Source organism: Microbulbifer mixtoriginis (SeqCode) (assembly GCF_052467945.1).
This window is the reverse complement of the sequence record NZ_CP174328.1, coordinates 694,180-710,396: the sequence shown is the minus strand read 5'-3', so window position 1 is coordinate 710,396 and position 16,217 is coordinate 694,180. Positions and strand designations below refer to the sequence as shown.

At 48.6% G+C, this 16,217-nt stretch carries 15 protein-coding genes; 3 read left to right on the top strand and 12 right to left on the bottom strand.

What is annotated here, in order from left to right; all coding sequences use genetic code 11:
• Nucleotides 1-456: 456 nt before the first annotated feature.
• The 3 genes from ACJJIJ_RS02995 to ACJJIJ_RS02985 all read left to right on the top strand — a co-directional run bounded on the left by ACJJIJ_RS02995 (nucleotide 457) and on the right by ACJJIJ_RS02985 (nucleotide 4,171).
• Nucleotides 457-3,447, top strand: a complete 2,991-nt coding sequence (locus ACJJIJ_RS02995) for an intermembrane phospholipid transport protein YdbH family protein (RefSeq protein WP_444938602.1) — start codon at nucleotides 457-459, stop codon at nucleotides 3,445-3,447.
• Between the two features lie 191 nt (nucleotides 3,448-3,638).
• The gene (locus tag ACJJIJ_RS02990; protein ID WP_252085095.1) at nucleotides 3,639-3,833 is read left to right on the top strand and encodes a YnbE family lipoprotein; all 195 of its coding nucleotides are present in this window, start codon (nucleotides 3,639-3,641) and stop codon (nucleotides 3,831-3,833) included.
• An 11-nt stretch (nucleotides 3,834-3,844) separates the two neighbouring features.
• The gene (locus tag ACJJIJ_RS02985; RefSeq protein WP_444885655.1) at nucleotides 3,845-4,171 is read left to right on the top strand and encodes a YdbL family probable chaperone protein; all 327 of its coding nucleotides are present in this window, start codon (nucleotides 3,845-3,847) and stop codon (nucleotides 4,169-4,171) included.
• 115 nt (nucleotides 4,172-4,286) lie between these two features.
• On the opposite strand, the gene rpoS is transcribed toward ACJJIJ_RS02985, so the two are convergent.
• The 12 genes from rpoS to tilS form a co-directional block, all read right to left on the bottom strand.
• Entirely contained in the window at nucleotides 4,287-5,336 is a 1,050-nt protein-coding gene (gene rpoS / locus ACJJIJ_RS02980; RefSeq protein WP_252085093.1) for an RNA polymerase sigma factor RpoS, read from the bottom strand.
• 202 nt (nucleotides 5,337-5,538) lie between these two features.
• Nucleotides 5,539-6,276, bottom strand: coding sequence for a peptidoglycan DD-metalloendopeptidase family protein (locus ACJJIJ_RS02975; RefSeq protein WP_444909052.1), 738 nt, complete (start codon nucleotides 6,274-6,276; stop codon nucleotides 5,539-5,541).
• Between the two features lie 221 nt (nucleotides 6,277-6,497).
• On the bottom strand, nucleotides 6,498-7,460 hold the full coding sequence (locus ACJJIJ_RS02970; protein ID WP_444904172.1) for a DUF368 domain-containing protein: 963 nt from the start codon (nucleotides 7,458-7,460) through the stop codon (nucleotides 6,498-6,500).
• Nucleotides 7,457-8,128, bottom strand: a complete 672-nt coding sequence (locus ACJJIJ_RS02965; protein WP_444885658.1) for a protein-L-isoaspartate(D-aspartate) O-methyltransferase — start codon at nucleotides 8,126-8,128, stop codon at nucleotides 7,457-7,459. Before ACJJIJ_RS02965 ends, ACJJIJ_RS02970 begins: the two co-directional genes overlap by 4 nt.
• Before the next feature lie 48 nt (nucleotides 8,129-8,176).
• Entirely contained in the window at nucleotides 8,177-9,142 is a 966-nt protein-coding gene (gene truD, locus ACJJIJ_RS02960) for a tRNA pseudouridine(13) synthase TruD (protein ID WP_444938601.1), read from the bottom strand.
• A complete protein-coding gene (gene ispF / locus ACJJIJ_RS02955) occupies nucleotides 9,132-9,617 on the bottom strand; it encodes a 2-C-methyl-D-erythritol 2,4-cyclodiphosphate synthase (RefSeq protein ID WP_252085088.1) in 486 nt (161 codons plus the stop codon). The genes truD and ispF overlap by 11 nt, the downstream gene beginning before the upstream one ends.
• Nucleotides 9,617-10,336, bottom strand: coding sequence for a 2-C-methyl-D-erythritol 4-phosphate cytidylyltransferase (ispD, locus tag ACJJIJ_RS02950; RefSeq protein WP_444938600.1), 720 nt, complete (start codon nucleotides 10,334-10,336; stop codon nucleotides 9,617-9,619). The genes ispF and ispD overlap by 1 nt, the downstream gene beginning before the upstream one ends.
• On the bottom strand, nucleotides 10,333-10,620 hold the full coding sequence (locus tag ACJJIJ_RS02945; protein ID WP_444885661.1) for an FtsB family cell division protein: 288 nt from the start codon (nucleotides 10,618-10,620) through the stop codon (nucleotides 10,333-10,335). Before ACJJIJ_RS02945 ends, ispD begins: the two co-directional genes overlap by 4 nt.
• A gap of 85 nt (nucleotides 10,621-10,705) precedes the next feature.
• Nucleotides 10,706-11,992 carry a phosphopyruvate hydratase gene (gene eno / locus ACJJIJ_RS02940; protein ID WP_444938599.1) on the bottom strand — a complete coding sequence of 429 codons (1,287 nt, stop codon included), beginning with the start codon at nucleotides 11,990-11,992 and terminating at the stop codon, nucleotides 10,706-10,708.
• A gap of 226 nt (nucleotides 11,993-12,218) precedes the next feature.
• Nucleotides 12,219-13,064, bottom strand: a complete 846-nt coding sequence (gene kdsA / locus ACJJIJ_RS02935) for a 3-deoxy-8-phosphooctulonate synthase (protein WP_444885663.1) — start codon at nucleotides 13,062-13,064, stop codon at nucleotides 12,219-12,221.
• Nucleotides 13,065-13,119: 55 nt separating this feature from the next.
• Nucleotides 13,120-14,754 (bottom strand): CTP synthase, encoded by a 1,635-nt coding sequence (gene pyrG, locus ACJJIJ_RS02930; protein ID WP_444938598.1) that lies wholly within the window; start codon nucleotides 14,752-14,754, stop codon nucleotides 13,120-13,122.
• Between the two features lie 125 nt (nucleotides 14,755-14,879).
• The gene (gene tilS, locus ACJJIJ_RS02925; RefSeq protein WP_444938597.1) at nucleotides 14,880-16,202 is read right to left on the bottom strand and encodes a tRNA lysidine(34) synthetase TilS; all 1,323 of its coding nucleotides are present in this window, start codon (nucleotides 16,200-16,202) and stop codon (nucleotides 14,880-14,882) included.
• Nucleotides 16,203-16,217: the final 15 nt, after the last annotated feature.

Genomic DNA, 16,217 nt, shown 5'->3' with positions numbered 1-16,217 from the left:
TCAAGCTATTTAACATACACCTTAATCACTGAGTGAGCCTACAAAAGATTCCAGGTGTTGCAGGTCAAGATACCCCTCCCTCATGATGTATCTGCATTGCTATCAAAACCCAATACAGCCTTAATACTTCATTCGAATGGGACTGCATGGCTAAGCCTGTTGCTTTCTGGCTTTTACACCCAAAGCCGGAAAATAATAACAGATGCAATGACACCTAAAACTGCTACAGGACAGAGTGGCTTACACCTTATGACCCAGCATTCATTTCTCATTTTGGTGGGCAGGTGAACCATCTTTGTAGTCAATAATCTAACTCTCACAAAGTATTATCCTGACAGTCTGATAAGATATCTTGTTACAGATCTGCAAAAGACGCTATTAACCCGTTACATGACTGCTGCAGTTTTCTAGCGATTATACGAAATCACCTCCACTCTATAAGTTAAGAGTTTTAAAGTGCGAAAACCCCGTATTCTTATCATTGTGACTACAGTACTCTTAGCTACCTTTCTAGTTGGTAGTTGGTGGAAAAAAGATATTGTTGTCTCTCAGATGATCAACCTATTTGCAGGCGAAGTTGTTATTCAGCAATTATCCGGATTGAAATTAGGCATCAAGGAAGCTTCTATCGAACAAGTCCGCCTTCAGTCCAACCGAAAAAATAACCTTATCCTGAACAAGGTTAAAATACTCTATCCTTTTCATATTATTTTTGATCGGGATAATACGCAAAAGATTGAGCTATCAATTGGCAAACTCACATACTCTGAAATAAAAAACTCTACGTCAAGCAAACCTAACAAAACTGAAAAGATACCCTCTAAAGAAAACACTCTCACCTTAAGTAATTTAACTCAGAATATAATAAGCTTTATACCTGGATCAGTATTCGTAAGAGAAATTGAATTTGGTGATGATTTGAAGGCTGGCCCACTGAAAATTAACCGGCATAATACAGAGATCCATATACAAACACCTTTCAGCTCAATCAAAACCGGAAATCACGAACTTTCACTTAAAGCCAATTTGACTTCAAGCGACATTACTACAGTTACAGAAATAAGCTCTGACTTAATTAAAGAACCTTCTCGACTGGAAATAGATATATCCAAAACCCATCAAAATCAATGGAAACTAGATGCGAGTGCATCATCAAACCTAAATTCCATTGAGTCGATTCTAAACATCTCTGAAGTATTGACCGAAACCCCTGTAGATGGGATGAGAGCCAGTGGGAATATACTGATTAATGCTCGCGCCTTCATTCCAGACGAAATCTTATCCAAGGCAAACTATCAGGATATTCTATTTAAAGTTGAGAGTGATAACCTGGGATTGAGCTTACCCATTGAATCTTCCAATAAAAAGATACAAGCTCACTTGTCAACTCAGTCACCCATAGAACTCAAACTAAAGACTCTAAATCCTATTCAGTTAGAGTCCGTCACTGGTTCTGGCTCAATTGAGGTTTCAACACTAAAAGATTCAGGCAGCAAAAATCTTTTGGCAAATCTTAGGTTCGAATATAGCGATCTAACACCCAACCCTAAGTTCCAATTGAAGGGCTCTGTCGATCTGGCTGGCGCAGAACCACTAATCAAGCCCCTTTTGACTAAGAATTACTTTCCTTCACTCGAAATTACCAATCCCAAAGGATATCTGAGTTTTCAAAGTGAGGCTCACTTAAATTTTACCGAAACATCGTCTATAAATAAAAACTGGCTTGAGCAAATTCGTCTAACTATCTTACCAAAAAGCAATTTACTGTTTGATGCAAAAATAACCGGTCTGAAAGAAGAGTCTCCCTTACTCACCAGCGGGTTAAATCATAATCATATTCAAGCCGAAGTTAAGAAGAACATTCATATTACCGGGAGCCCCTCGGAATCCAACTCCTTCAACTTACAAATTCACGATGGATTAATTGTCACTCAGCTAAAAGCCAAAAACACCCCTAATTCAGCCTCTTCAAAAATTGAACACATTCAGTGCAACATCAAAAATTTTACCGAGTGCAGGTTTAAGTTCGAGGCCAAATCTCCTGTAATAATTGATATGCCCGCGGGTGTTGTTCTCAGAAAAGTGGATATTTCATCTACCATTCACTTCCAGGAAGATGGCAACATTCAGAATTTAAAATTGGAACAAGTTAAAGCCTCACTTGGAGAGCTGAAAGCTAAAGAATTCAAGATTAGGGAAGCGGAACTTATAGCACCTAGAGTCAACTGTGAAATTTTATCAGGTATCAAAAGTTGCATTATTGAAAAATCAAGCAACCATTTTAGCAATCTCTCCAGTGAGCATGCGACTTTATCTGGAACACTAGATCTGAATAATATAAAAGTAATATCTTCAAGAGATAGCACACAGTTCAGCAGTGACTTTAGTAGTAACAGACTTAAGGTCGTTACCCCTGAAAATTATACCCTTGAGACTTCTCTTACTGGCTCTCTCTCCCTGGACGGGAGTAAGCTTGAGGGACAAAGCCAAGTTAAGGCCGGTAATTTACAACTCACATCAAGTTTGCATCATGATATCGAGTTAGCAGTTGGCGCTTTTCAATTTTCACTGCCATATGTTGAGTTCAATTCCGCAGCACCCCTCAGTAAGGTTTTCCAAGGCTTACCTTTAGATATCGTTTCTGGGGGTCTTTCTGCCAGTGGCGCTATATCATGGCCTCGCCAATCAACTGATACTATCGACATAAGTTTAACTAATATCGCTGCGATCTACGATAGTAGCTTCGCTGCAGGAGTTAATGGGAATGTTCTGGTGGAAACTCATAGAGGAAAATGGTTTACATCTAAACCACAGCCTCTGACTATAGAATCCATCAACGCAGGATTACCTCTAAATAATTTGTCCTTTTCTCTGTCTGTAAATAAAACACAAGATCTTATCCTAAACGATTTTTCTGCAGAGTTTCTTGATGGAAAACTGTCTTCCGAAGCTTTGTATTGGAATCTGGATAATATAGAGCGCAACAGTACCTTGTACGCAGAGCATGTATCTCTTGAAAAGCTAGCTCAAGAAACCGAATCGGAAAGTTTCAAGGCCAAAGGACGTCTAAACTTAACCATACCTATTACCACAGGCCCCCAAGGGATTACCGTTAAAAATGGTCATTTGGAAGCAGTCGAGCCTGGCGGAGAGCTAAGATATTATGGTGCATTTTCTCAGCAGATGCTCAAGGGCAATCCCCAACTGAAACTGATCTCAAATGCCCTTGAAGACTATGACTTCCGCACCCTGGAAGGCAATTTGCAATATCCTCCCAGTGGAGACCTATTACTCAACTTAAAACTTGTCGGGCGTAGTGAATCAATGGATTCAGAAAGAGACCTGATTATTAACCTCAACCTTGAGAATAATATTCCTGCAATGTTGCGCTCGTTACAGGCCAGCCGTGACCTGACAACAGCGTTAGAAAAGCAACTGGACCAATAGGTTGCTAGTACAGTAGGCTCTCCCCACTAGTGCATAAGGTCGACTAATTCAGAGCGGGTTAAGGTAGAGCCATTACAATTGCCAAATGTGGTCACTCCCGACGCAGTTGGCGAACCTGGCCTGATTTTTGACGTAACTGCTGAAGATGCAACAAATAAAAGGCGCCTAAGTGGCACCATAAGGAGTATCAGATGAGGGCCAGCCGGCTGATTCTTTTAGGAGTACTGTACACTTTGATTGCTATAGGTTGCACACCTACTGTAGCAGTGAAGGCCCCCAGCGAGCCAATTACTGTAAACCTGAATGTTAAGATTGAACATGAAATCCGGGTCAAAGTGGACAAGGATCTTGAAAACCTGTTTGACGACAAGGAAGGCATTTTCTGAGGAGATAGAATATGAGTATGGTAAAGAAAGCTCTATTAGTTCTGGGCTTGATAATGGCGTTACCCGCAATGGCGATTTCCTTAGAAGAGGCCAAAAAGCAAGGGTTAGTGGGAGAAGCAAACAGTGGCTATATCGCTATTGTGGACGCCAGTTCGCCTGAACTGGAGAAGCTGGTAAAAAAAATAAATGCGGAACGTAAGCAGGCCTATACCGAGATAGCCAAAAGCCACAATGTCGATATTGCCCAAGTTGCGGCACGTGCTGCCGAGAAACTAGAGGCCCGCCTATCCCGTGGGGAGTACTACCAGGACAACCTTGGTCGCTGGGTGAGAAAATAAGCGCTCTTGGATTAGAAAAACGGAAACTGTGACGTATTACATCGCTATCACAGTTAGTTTGAGGAAGCCCCACGAAACACACCTTTCATGGGGCCTCCCTATTTAGGGGCCAAAATTAGAGATTTCCAAACAGGGATTGCCCGTCAAGTCCCTGCTTTTCCATCACTTCCCTTAAACGTTTCAGTGCATCAACTTGGATTTGGCGAACCCGTTCACGAGTGAGACCAATCTCACGCCCAACTTCTTCTAGGGTGCTCGCCTCAAATCCACGTAATCCGAAGCGCCTGGAAACAACTTCACACTGCTTGTCGGGAAGCTCACCAAGCCAGCGATTAATGCTATCGAAAAGGTCACTATCCTGAAGGAGTTCTGCCGGATCAGACTCCTGCTGGTCGGGTATAGTATCAACCAACGTCTTCTCGGAAGAAGGGCCTATAGGGGTATCTACGGAGGTGACTCTCTCATTGAGCCCCAGCATCCGTTCGACGTCCTCTACAGGCTTCTCTAACAAGTTAGCAATCTCTTCTGCAGATGGCTCGTGATCCAGCTTCTGTGCAAGCTCACGAGATGCTCGAAGATACACATTTAACTCTTTTACTACATGGATTGGCAGGCGAATAGTGCGAGTCTGATTCATAATGGCTCGTTCTATTGTCTGACGTATCCACCAAGTAGCATAAGTAGAAAAGCGGAAACCTCGCTCCGGATCAAACTTCTCAACAGCACGAATTAACCCCAAGTTGCCCTCTTCGATTAGGTCTAACAATGCGAGGCCACGACTAACGTAGCGACGGGCGATTTTTACAACAAGGCGTAGGTTACTCTCGATCATACGCTTTCTTGATGCAGCATCACCACGCAAGGCCTTGCGTGCGTAATAAACCTCTTCTTCAGCGGTCAGTAGGGGGGAAAAGCCTATTTCATTGAGATAGAGCTGGGTGGCATCCAGGTTCTTCTGTAAATGGCCATCGCCATCCAACCTGCTAACCCGACTCTTCTCTGTGGGGGAGGAAACGGAGTTATTTTTTGCCGCATTTCTCCGCGTACGGCCACTACTTTTACCTTTTTCGGAATTTAGTTTCTGCTCATCATTCTCTACCGCCAACTCAGGAGGAAAGTCTTCTGCCTGGCCAGTCATGGACTGGTCTTGCCGTTGTGCTTCCATTTCCCCTGCTCCTTGTACTTTGCCAATATCAACCGCATAGCATGAGACCAGAATCGGTCTAAAAAACGACCAATCAGGTACACATGTGCGACAGCCACAGAATCGGCTTGACCATTTGGTCGCCACGATTGCTGTGACCACCCCAAGTGGTATTAGTTAAAAGTCCATTTTTATTTGCAGAGCTTTAGAGCACTCTCCCGACTTAAGGCAGATACGCGAGAGGGTCCACTGGCTGACCGTTTTTTCGTATTTCAAAGTGGAGCTTGTCGCGGTTGGTACCACTCGAACCCAGTTCCGCTATCCGTTGTCCAGCTTTGACCTTACTACCCTCTTTCACCAGCAGTCGGTGATTGTGGGCATAAGCACTCAAGTAAACATCGCTGTGCTTAACGATCAGCAGTTTTCCATACCCTCTCAGTGCACTGCCAGCGTAGATAACAGTGCCATCAGCTGCTGCCGATACAGATTCTCCCTTTTCACCGGCGATATCAACACCCTTCCGCAAGGGGTCTCCAGAGCGGAACTTACTGATGACTTGTCCACGGACAGGCCAACGCCAGTGAATCGCCCCTGTTCGCTTACTTTGAGGCTTCTGGCGCGTAGAGCTTCTCGTTAAAGATTTTTTATTCTTGGCGGGAATAGCTTTTTTTGTGGGCACAGGCTTAGCCACAGTTTTTTTTCTGGCTACAGGGGAGCTTGAGGCGACTTGACGCGGCACTTTACCATTCAACTGTAAGCGTTGGCCGGGATAAATATTATAGGGAGGCTTAATGCCATTGATAGCCGCCAGCTTGCGGAAATCCTGACCGTAACGCCAGGCAATAGAATACAGGGTATCCCCGCGGCTCACAGTATGATGATTGAGACGGATACTTGGAGGCTGATTTAGGGAACTACTCGGTGCTCTGTGGCCAGCACAGGAAACCAGGGCTATAGCCACGACACAGACGCCTAATATTTTTAACATCAAAGTCAAAAAATGACCAATATTAGGCTTATTGTTCCGCCAAAAATGGGCCTCAACTTGTCGTAAAAGATGACATTCCATTATTCTCTTTTTACATCAGACCACGGCATTTATGGAAAAAGTGTCTAAAGAAAAGCTCTAAAAATCATTGGAAAAGCTTCATAAAAAGCTGCCATACCGAGATATTCCAGATCTTATTGCGGTGTGGCGTAGGATTTACCTCGATGCCCCCCTCCGAAATAGTCCACCGCGAGAACCAGTACCGCAGCAACCAAAGCGGCAATAATCGCAGGCCCCAGATTCGCATTCTCACCTGTCTGGGCCATAAAGTTCGACGGGGATGTATTGGCGAGTAATGGCGCAAGCTTACTGGAAACAGTTTCGGCACCATTGATTGGTAGCTTCCAGGGCCAAATTATTTTCAGGCTACCTAATAAGATCCCTGCAAGAAAAGCCAATGTGCGAGCGACATATTTGTGCATCAACCAGGAAAGCAATCGGCTAAAAAGCATTAACCCCAGAGCGGCCCCAACCGCAAAGTACAATAAATTCGACAATTGCAGCTCATGTACTGCAGTGAGCACCTTGGGATAAATCCCAATCATAAGCAGGATAAAGGCACCTGAAATTCCGGGCAAAGCCATGGCACAAATTGCCAATGCTCCAGATAAAAATAAAGTAAGTGGCGTAGCTGGGATGTCCCCAGGGCGAAGCTCACTGACAACAACTGCCAGCGCGATGCCTAGAAAGAGAAAGACCGCTGTCGAAAGAGACCACCTGGGGATATTGCGAAGAATAGGGAAGGTAGAAGCCAGCACTAGGCCAAAAAAGAAAGACCAGACGAGAATAGGATATTGCTCCAAAAGGCCGCTAATAATCCTCGCCAGGCTGAAGATACTGATCAACACCCCTAAAAACAGGGATAACAGGAAGCTGCCATTGATGTGCTTCCAAGTCGCTGATAGCCCTTCCTCCCGCATTATCGTAATACAGTGAGGTCCTATCCGGCTCAAAGAGTCGAGTAACTCCTGGTAGATCCCTGTAATAAAAGCAATGGTCCCCCCGGAAACCCCCGGAACAACATCTGCAGCACCCATTCCCATACCACGCAGCACTACACCCGGGTACCGGCTCTTAAAGAGCTCTCTAAATTTCATCGAACCACACCACTAAGCAGCGGCACAAACCGCACTGCTTCTAGCTTTTCCACATCGAACTGATCGGTATCCTGGCGACGAGAGATCATCATCAGGTGCTGTTGCTCCGAACCCACAGGAATAACCAGCACGCCATTTGGTCCCAACTGTTGCTTGAGTTCATCGGGAACCGTTGAGGGAGCCGCTGCTGCCAGGATTGCATCATAAGGCCCTTTTTCCGGCCAGCCAAAACCACCACTACTGAGATTGTATTCAATATTCTGATATCCCAACTCGTTAAGACGCTGGCGGGCCTTATCGAGCAAGGGTTCGACACGCTCAACAGAAAAAAGTTGTTCAACCAGCCTAGAAAGAATTGCGGTTTGGTAGCCGGAACCCGTACCAACTTCTAAAACTCTATGCAGGGATTTGGCCCTGCTCAGCAGCAACTCTGTCATGCGGGCAACAATGTAAGGTTGGGATATTGTCTGGCCATAGCCAATTGGCAGAGCTGTATCCTCATAGGCGCGGATCGCCAGGGCTTCATCCAGAAAAAGGTGCCTGGGGGTCGAAGCCATCACATCGAGGACTTCTTCATTGCTAATGCCCTCATCCCTCAAGCGTTGGATCAGGCGATTGCGAGTTCGCTGGGAGGTCATTCCCAAGCCTTCGTGTCTTAAGCGGTCCATAAGCTTTTATTCCATCCCCTGTATAACTCTCGCTTTCAGCCACAAATTTTATGTGTCCGAGTTCACATTGACCAGCTGTGCCACCTCCCTTAGCAAGGCTGTTGCGAATGCCCCAGGCGGCAACGCAAATTCCAAGAGGAGGTCATCAGACTGCCACTCAAAACGAAAAGCCTCTGGACGTAGGGCCAATGATCTTCGCTCTTGCTTGAGTCCGCAATGTTCAAGCCAGTTACACCAGCTCAGCCACTTCTCTAGTACTTGCTGCTCCAATTCGCCTAGAGGACCTGTGGCGAGGTTTCTACCGCGACCCCACAAAGGACCACTGGGCTCACTTTGTGGCTCACCCTCAATACTTTGCCGCCAGCAGTCTTGAGTAATTCTTTCTGCCAATACCTGATTAAACAGCCAACTGCGCGCAGCCGACATGGCAAAGGCCTTTTCATTCTTACGACAGCGTCCCTCTTCTTCCGCCAGGTGACGCGCCAGGTCCAGGTTGCCGCCATCGATACCAAAGCGTTGCTCACCGAAGTAATTTGGCACTCCGCCGCCTACCTGTTTAAGCACCTCTTCCGCAGCCGCCCGATCACCGCTTACATTACGCAGGCGAATTTTAAATCGATTGCCTACATGCTCCCCGCGACGTAGTTTACGTCCGCCCCGAAAAAACCTCAGAAGTGAAACTTCTTCACTATTGATCTGCGACCAATCTGCCTCTGGCTTCTGTCCGAGCCAAACACTAAACCACTGCGTGGTTACGGCATGTCGATCCTTCAACCCAAAGTAGCTGACATCCAGAGGGCGCACTCCGGCGAGTTTGGCTAGCTGTTTTGCCACCCAGACAGTATTGGCCCCCCGCTTCTTAATATGCAGGTACACATGCTCCCCGTCCTCTGTAGGTTCTGGGAAAGCCATCTCATCGACAACAAAATCTTCCGCAACAGTACGAAAATCAGCAGAGATTGCCGCCCCACCCAAAGCACGGGGCCAATTTAGATTCCAGACTTCAGACATCATATCGCTCAAGTAAAACAGTGGCCTGGGCCGCAATTCCCTCACTCCGCCCGGTAAAGCCAAGCTTCTCCGTAGTCGTTGCTTTCACACTAATATCGGCGATATCCACACCGCAATCCGCAGCAATATAGCCGCGCATGGTTTCTATATGAGGAGCCATCTTGGGAGCCTGTGCAATGAGAGTGGTATCAGCATTCACCAGGCGATATCCCCTTTCCTTAATTAGGGTCATAACATGTTGCAAAAGGGCGCGACTATCCGCGCCACTAAAACGCTCATCCGTATCGGGAAAATGATGACCGATATCACCGAGAGCCAAAGCGCCAAGAAGCGCATCGCAAAGTGCATGCAGTAACACGTCCCCATCGGAATGGGCTTTTAAACCAAAGCTATGGGGAATTTTTGCTCCACCAAGCACAACATGATCGCCAGGACCAAACGCATGCACGTCAAAGCCCTGGCCAATTCTAAAACTCACTATCGATAATCCTCGGTGGGAGCGTAGCGCAGACGTAAAATGGTCTCTGCCATTACGATATCGGTGGGGTGGGTCACTTTGATATTGTCACTCCGACCTTCAACAAGTTGCGGAGAGTGACCAAAAATTTCCAACGCACTTGCCTCATCTGTAACAGCTTCACCTTGCTGTAATGCTTGACTGAGGCAGGAGCGAAGTAGCGCAAGAGGCGCTCGCTGAGGGGTCTGTGCAAGCCATATCTGGTTGCGATCCAGGGTTTGTTCAACACATTGAACACCGCTTATCTCAGACCCTCTCTTTACAGTATCACTGGCCTGACGCGCTAGGAGCGCGGTCTGTGCAACCTGGCTGTGCAACAGTGCACTAATGTCTTTCAGTGCAACACATGGCCGAGCGGCATCATGTACAAGCACTGGGGTGTCACCATGTTCCCGTTGAGCGAGAAATTCCAGGGCTGAGAGGACAGAATCCGCTCGCTCAGCGCCACCAATTACAGTGTGGATTAATGGGTGAGAAGCTTCTTTCAAATACGGGAAAAATTCATCATCCTTTGATAGGGCCACAACAACGCCAGCAAGTCCCGGCCAACTTAAAATATTCCGCAAGGTTAGGGACAATAAAGGGCGCCCCAGTAATGGTAAATACTGCTTGGGGCGATCGGCTCCCATGCGTTTACCAACACCCGCAGCGGGCACAACCACCCAATAATCTGTAATCACTTTTTAGCCTCTTCCGAGTCCAGGAAGATAAACAGGGTTTCCCCTTCCTTAATCAATCCCAAATCATAGCGTGCCTTGGCTTCGACACCATCAGTGCCCACTTTCAGGCTTCGTACTTCTCTCAACAACTGGCGATTTTCCCGCGCCAAAGCTGCATTTTTTTCCTGTTGCTGAGCAAGCTGTCGTTTGAGACGGGTAACTTCGGCGAGACTGCCATCACCAACCCAGAGACGATACTGAGTGGCAAGCAGAATAAAGATAAGAATTCCCAGCAGCCATTTCATACGAGATTACGATATTTCGCTTGTTCGTATTATAGGTATTGCAGAGGAATCCCTCTGCAATACCAATGTGCGATTCAAATATTGATTATTTGAATTCAGCACGGCCACGGTAAGGAGCGGCACCGTTCAGCTCAGCTTCAATACGCAGCAGACGATTGTACTTAGCTACGCGGTCGGAGCGACACAGGGAGCCGGTTTTGATTTGGCCGGCAGCAGTCGCAACCGCCAGGTCAGCAATAGTGGTGTCTTCGGTTTCACCAGAGCGGTGAGAGATTACAGCGGTGTAGCCTGCATCTTTTGCCATCTTAATCGCGTCCAGAGTTTCGGACAGGGAGCCGATCTGGTTGAACTTGATCAGGATAGAGTTACCCACGCCTTTCTCGATACCTTCTTTCAGGATCTTGGTGTTGGTTACGAACAAGTCATCGCCTACCAGCTGTACTTTTTCACCTATCTTGTCGGTGAGAATTTTCCAGCCGTCCCAATCGCTTTCGTCCATACCGTCTTCGATAGACAGGATCGGATAGTTGGCTGACAGATCGGCCAGGTAGCTGGCAAAACCTTCGCTATCGAACTGCTTGCCTTCGCCAGCCAAGTCGTACTTGCCATCTTTGTAGAACTCGGAAGAAGCACAGTCCAGAGCCAGGGTAATGTCATCGCCCAGGGTGTAACCGGCCTTTTCTACCGCTTCAGCAATCACTTTCAGAGCGGCTTCGTTGGATGGCAAGTTCGGAGCAAAGCCGCCTTCATCGCCAACCGCAGTGTTCAGGCTGTTACTGGACAGTACTTTTTTCAGGGAGTGGAAGATCTCAGCACCTTGGCGCAGGGCTTCGGCAAAAGATTCAGCTTTAACAGGCTGAACCATAAATTCCTGAATATCCACATTGTTGTCGGCATGCTCACCACCATTGAGGATATTCATCATCGGAACCGGCATAGAGTATTCACCCGGAGTGCCGTTTACCTCAGCAATATGCTGGTACAGGGGGATTTTTCTGGAAGCTGCAGCGGCTTTAGCGGCCGCCAGTGAAACCGCCAAAATAGCATTAGCGCCCAGCTTGGCTTTGTTTTCAGTACCGTCGGCATCGATCATCGCCTTATCCAGGGTGCGCTGATCGGTAGAATCCATACCTTTCAACAGATCGGCGATAGTCGTGTTGATATTCTCAACAGCCTTTAATACACCTTTGCCCAGGTAACGACTCTTATCGCCATCGCGCAATTCCAGAGCTTCACGAGAACCAGTGGAAGCACCAGAAGGAGCGCAAGCGGAACCAATGGAACCGTCTTCCAGGATTACATCGGCTTCGACGGTAGGGTTACCGCGGGAATCCAGCACTTCGTAGGCTTTAACAGCGACAATCTTGCTCATTAACAATGGGCTCCGTATTAGTACTAACTAAACTTGTTACTTATTAAAAAGGTAATTACTGAAAGAAATTTTCCAATAGCTGCACGCAACAATTAAGGGTTCTTACTCTTGTGAAACTTTTTCTCACAGTTTTTTGTGAGTATCTCTAATCGTAGCTTCCATAAATAATAGCTACAGAATAAGTACCAAGCGTTCAAAAAGGGCGCGCGCTATGTATTTCTTACTTTTATTCAGTATCCAGAGGCGTAAAGCCTTTGATTAAATCATCCACAGCTTTCATCTGTGCGAGGAATGGTTCCAGCTTCTCCAGTGGCAATGCACTGGGGCCATCACACAATGCCTTATCTGGATTCGGGTGTGCTTCCAGGAACAGGCCGGCAATACCAATAGCCAAACCTGCTCGGCCCAGCTCAGTGACCTGTGCACGGCGACCACCAGAGGCAGCACCGGAAGGATCGCGCATTTGCAGTGAGTGGGTGACATCAAAAATCAGCGGCGCACCGCCGGAGGCATTGATCATGGTGCTGAAGCCCAGCATATCGACAACCAGGTTGTCGTAGCCAAAGCAGGCACCGCGCTCACACAAAAGAATATTTTCATTGCCGCACTCAGCAAATTTCTCCACCACATTTTTAACTTGCGGAGGGCTCATAAACTGGGGCTTTTTGACGTTGATCACTGCACCAGTCGCTGCCATAGCGGCGACCAGATCAGTCTGACGGGCCAGGAAGGCCGGCAGCTGGATAATATCCACGACTTCGGCAACCGGAGCAGCCTGGTGTACTTCGTGGACATCGGTAATCAGGGGGACCTTAAAGGTGTCTTTGATTTCCTGAAAAATCTTCAGGCCTTCTTCCATTCCCGGTCCGCGATAGGAGTTGATGGAAGAGCGATTGGCCTTGTCAAAAGACGCTTTAAAAACATAGGGAATACCCAGTTTTTCAGTGACTTTTACATAGTGCTCAGCCACCTGCATCGCCAGGTCGCGGGATTCCAGTACATTCATACCGCCAAAAAGCACAAAGGGCTTATCGTTGGCGACCTGAATATTTCCGACTTCAATTGTTTTCACTGTCAGCTCCCTGTCATCTCACCCCCAATCACAGAGACCGGGGGCGGATTACTGATTAACCCTGGTTTTCACGCTGCTTCATTGCGGCGGCAACAAAGCTTTCGAACAGCGGGTGGCCGTCGCGCGGGGTTGAAGTAAATTCCGGGTGGAACTGGCAAGCAACGAACCAGGGATGGTTCGGCAATTCAACCATTTCTACCAGGGTATCGTCTGCAGACCAGCCGCCAATTTTCAAACCGGCTTGCTGCAGGCGATCAACGTAGTTGTTGTTCACTTCGTAGCGGTGGCGGTGACGCTCTACAATGACGTCTGCGCCGTAGATATCGCGAGCCTTGGAGTCTTTGGCCAAGCGACACTCCTGGCCACCCAAGCGCATGGTGCCCCCCAGGTCAGACTGCTCGTCGCGCTTCTCGATATTGCCTTCACTATCGATCCACTCAGTGATCAGGCCGATAACAGGGTGCGGGGTTTTGGTATTGAACTCAGTACTGTTGGCACCTTCGAGGCCGAGCACATTGCGTGCGAACTCGATAACCACAGACTGTAAACCGAGGCAGATGCCCAGGTAAGGAATATTGTTTTCACGAGCGTAGCGAACAGATTCAAGCTTGCCCTCTAAACCGCGCTCACCAAATCCACCGGGAACCAGGATTGCATCGGCATCCTTGATCAGGTCAATGCCGTTCTCACCCTCAACGTCTTCAGCGTTGATAAAGTCGATATCCACTTTGCAACGATGCTTGATACCCGCGTGGGTCAGGGACTCGATCAGGGACTTATAGGCATCCAGCAACTCCATGTATTTGCCAACCATGGCAATTTTCACTTCGTGCTGGGGGTTCAGCTTGCCATCGACCACTTCATCCCACTCGGAAAGGTCTGGTGCCTGGCATTCCAGCTGCAGTTTTTCCACAACGATATCGTCGAGGCCGTAACTGTGCAGAAGACGCGGTACGCCATAGATGGTCTTGGCATCGGGCAGCGGTACAACAGCGCGCTCTTCAACATTGGTGAACAGTGCAATCTTGCGGCGGGAGTCCTCATCGATCTCACGCTCGGAACGGCACAGCAGAATATCCGGCTGCAAGCCGATAGAGCGCAACTCTTTAACAGAGTGCTGGGTCGGCTTGGTCTTGGTTTCACCAGCAGTGGCAAGAAAGGGCACATAGCTCAGGTGGATCAACAGGGCGCGGTTGGTGCCCATTTCCACACGCAGCTGACGCACAGATTCCAGGAACGGTTGGGATTCGATATCACCTACGGTGCCACCGATTTCAACAATAGCGACGTCGACATCGCGGCCACCTTCTACAACGCGGCGTTTGATCTCGTCGGTAATATGTGGGATCACCTGTACGGTGCCACCCAGGTAGTCACCACGGCGCTCTTTGCGCAGTACAGTCTCGTACACACGGCCGGTGGTGAAGTTGTTACGCTTGGACATCCGGGTACGGATAAAGCGTTCGTAGTGACCCAGGTCCAGGTCAGTCTCGGCACCATCCTCGGTGACATACACCTCACCGTGCTGGAAGGGGCTCATGGTACCCGGGTCTACGTTGATGTAGGGGTCCAGTTTGAGGATGGTAACCTTGAGGCCACGGGCCTCGAGAATGGCGGCCAAAGAGGCGGAGGCGATACCTTTCCCCAACGAGGAAACCACGCCACCAGTTACAAAAATATAGCGCGTCATGCAAAACCTTGGTCAGTTGAGCGCTCGATGAATGTCGAGCTTACAGGGCTGGCCCGGGCGGATAATCCAGCTTCTCCCGGTGCCTTTGAGACGGGGCGCCAGGGTAGCAGAAAACCCCTCTCCGCTCAATCGAAAAACCGCCAGCTGGGCGGTTTCACCGAAGGTGTTACTGACAAAGTGGAGCAGCCCGCCTTACAGCAGAATAAATCGGCAACTGCCACCAGCTCTCCATCCAGATACACGAGCGGTATCCGGTCTCGCAGCCAGGGTTCCAACGCCCTCTCCTGCAACACCTTCTTGAGAGTCTGGGAGCGAAGTCGGTCGAGAGGCTGGACGCGCTCACCGCCCCGGCGGTATTTCACTTCATATACCCCCTGGGGCCAACCCTGCACCGATTCCAGTACACCACCTCTGGGCAACAGTAGTGCTGACACGCCATCCCATTGAAGGCTTTCTTCGGTGGTAGAAAAGGGCTCCATGACAGGGGTCAGATAGAGGCGCCGCTGAAAGCGTCGCACTACACACCCACCCAGTCGTACTTCCACTTGGGCACCCGCACTCGCTTTCTCAATTTGCGCCAAAGCTTCTTGCAGAACCACGGATTCCGGTGCCATACCACCCTGCAGCAACACCCAACCGCGCAGTAGATTTTTGCGCCGCGCAATACTTAAATTCGTGAACGTCGCTAAAAAGAGGCTCTCCCCTAACCTCTCTCGCCTGATATCACAGATCTGCAAGTCAGCAAGCGCCAACTCCTCTAGCAGTAACGCAGATTCCCTAAGATTATCTGCAGCCCGCTGAATACTCTGCCGTGCCGACCAACGGGTGGATAAAACAGGCATGACCTGTCGGCGTAAATAGTTGCGCTCAAAGGCCTCATCAGCATTACTCTCATCCTCAATCCAGCTGAGCCCCTGTTCAAGGGCCCAGGCTTCCAGCTCACGGCGCCCCACTGACAACAAAGGACGAAGTAAGGATTTACCCTCACCCAACGGCCGACTCTCCGCCATACCCGAAAGCCCAAGGACGCCCGCTCCCCGCATTAGTCTATATAGAAAGGTTTCTGCCTGATCATCCCCATGGTGACCGAGCAAAATTTGATCACCGGAGGACATCACCGAATCAAAAGCCTTGTAGCGAGCCTTACGCGCCCCCTGCTCTATCCCACCACCGCTTCTATCGACTTGCACACGCACCGCAACAAAAGGCACTTGCAGCTCACGGGCAACAGCTTCGCAGTGGTCAAGCCAGCGCTCTGCATTACTACTTAGGCCGTGGTGCACATGCACTGCCTTAACGGGGATACCATTCTGGTTGAGAAGATGCAGCAAGACAGTGGAATCCAAGCCACCAGAAAATCCAACCCATAGCTGTCCCAGAGCCGGGTGGCGCTGCATCGCAGACTTTATAAGTTGCGGTAGAGAATTTGCTGCGGATTTGGAGGTCACTGCCTATACCCTGGA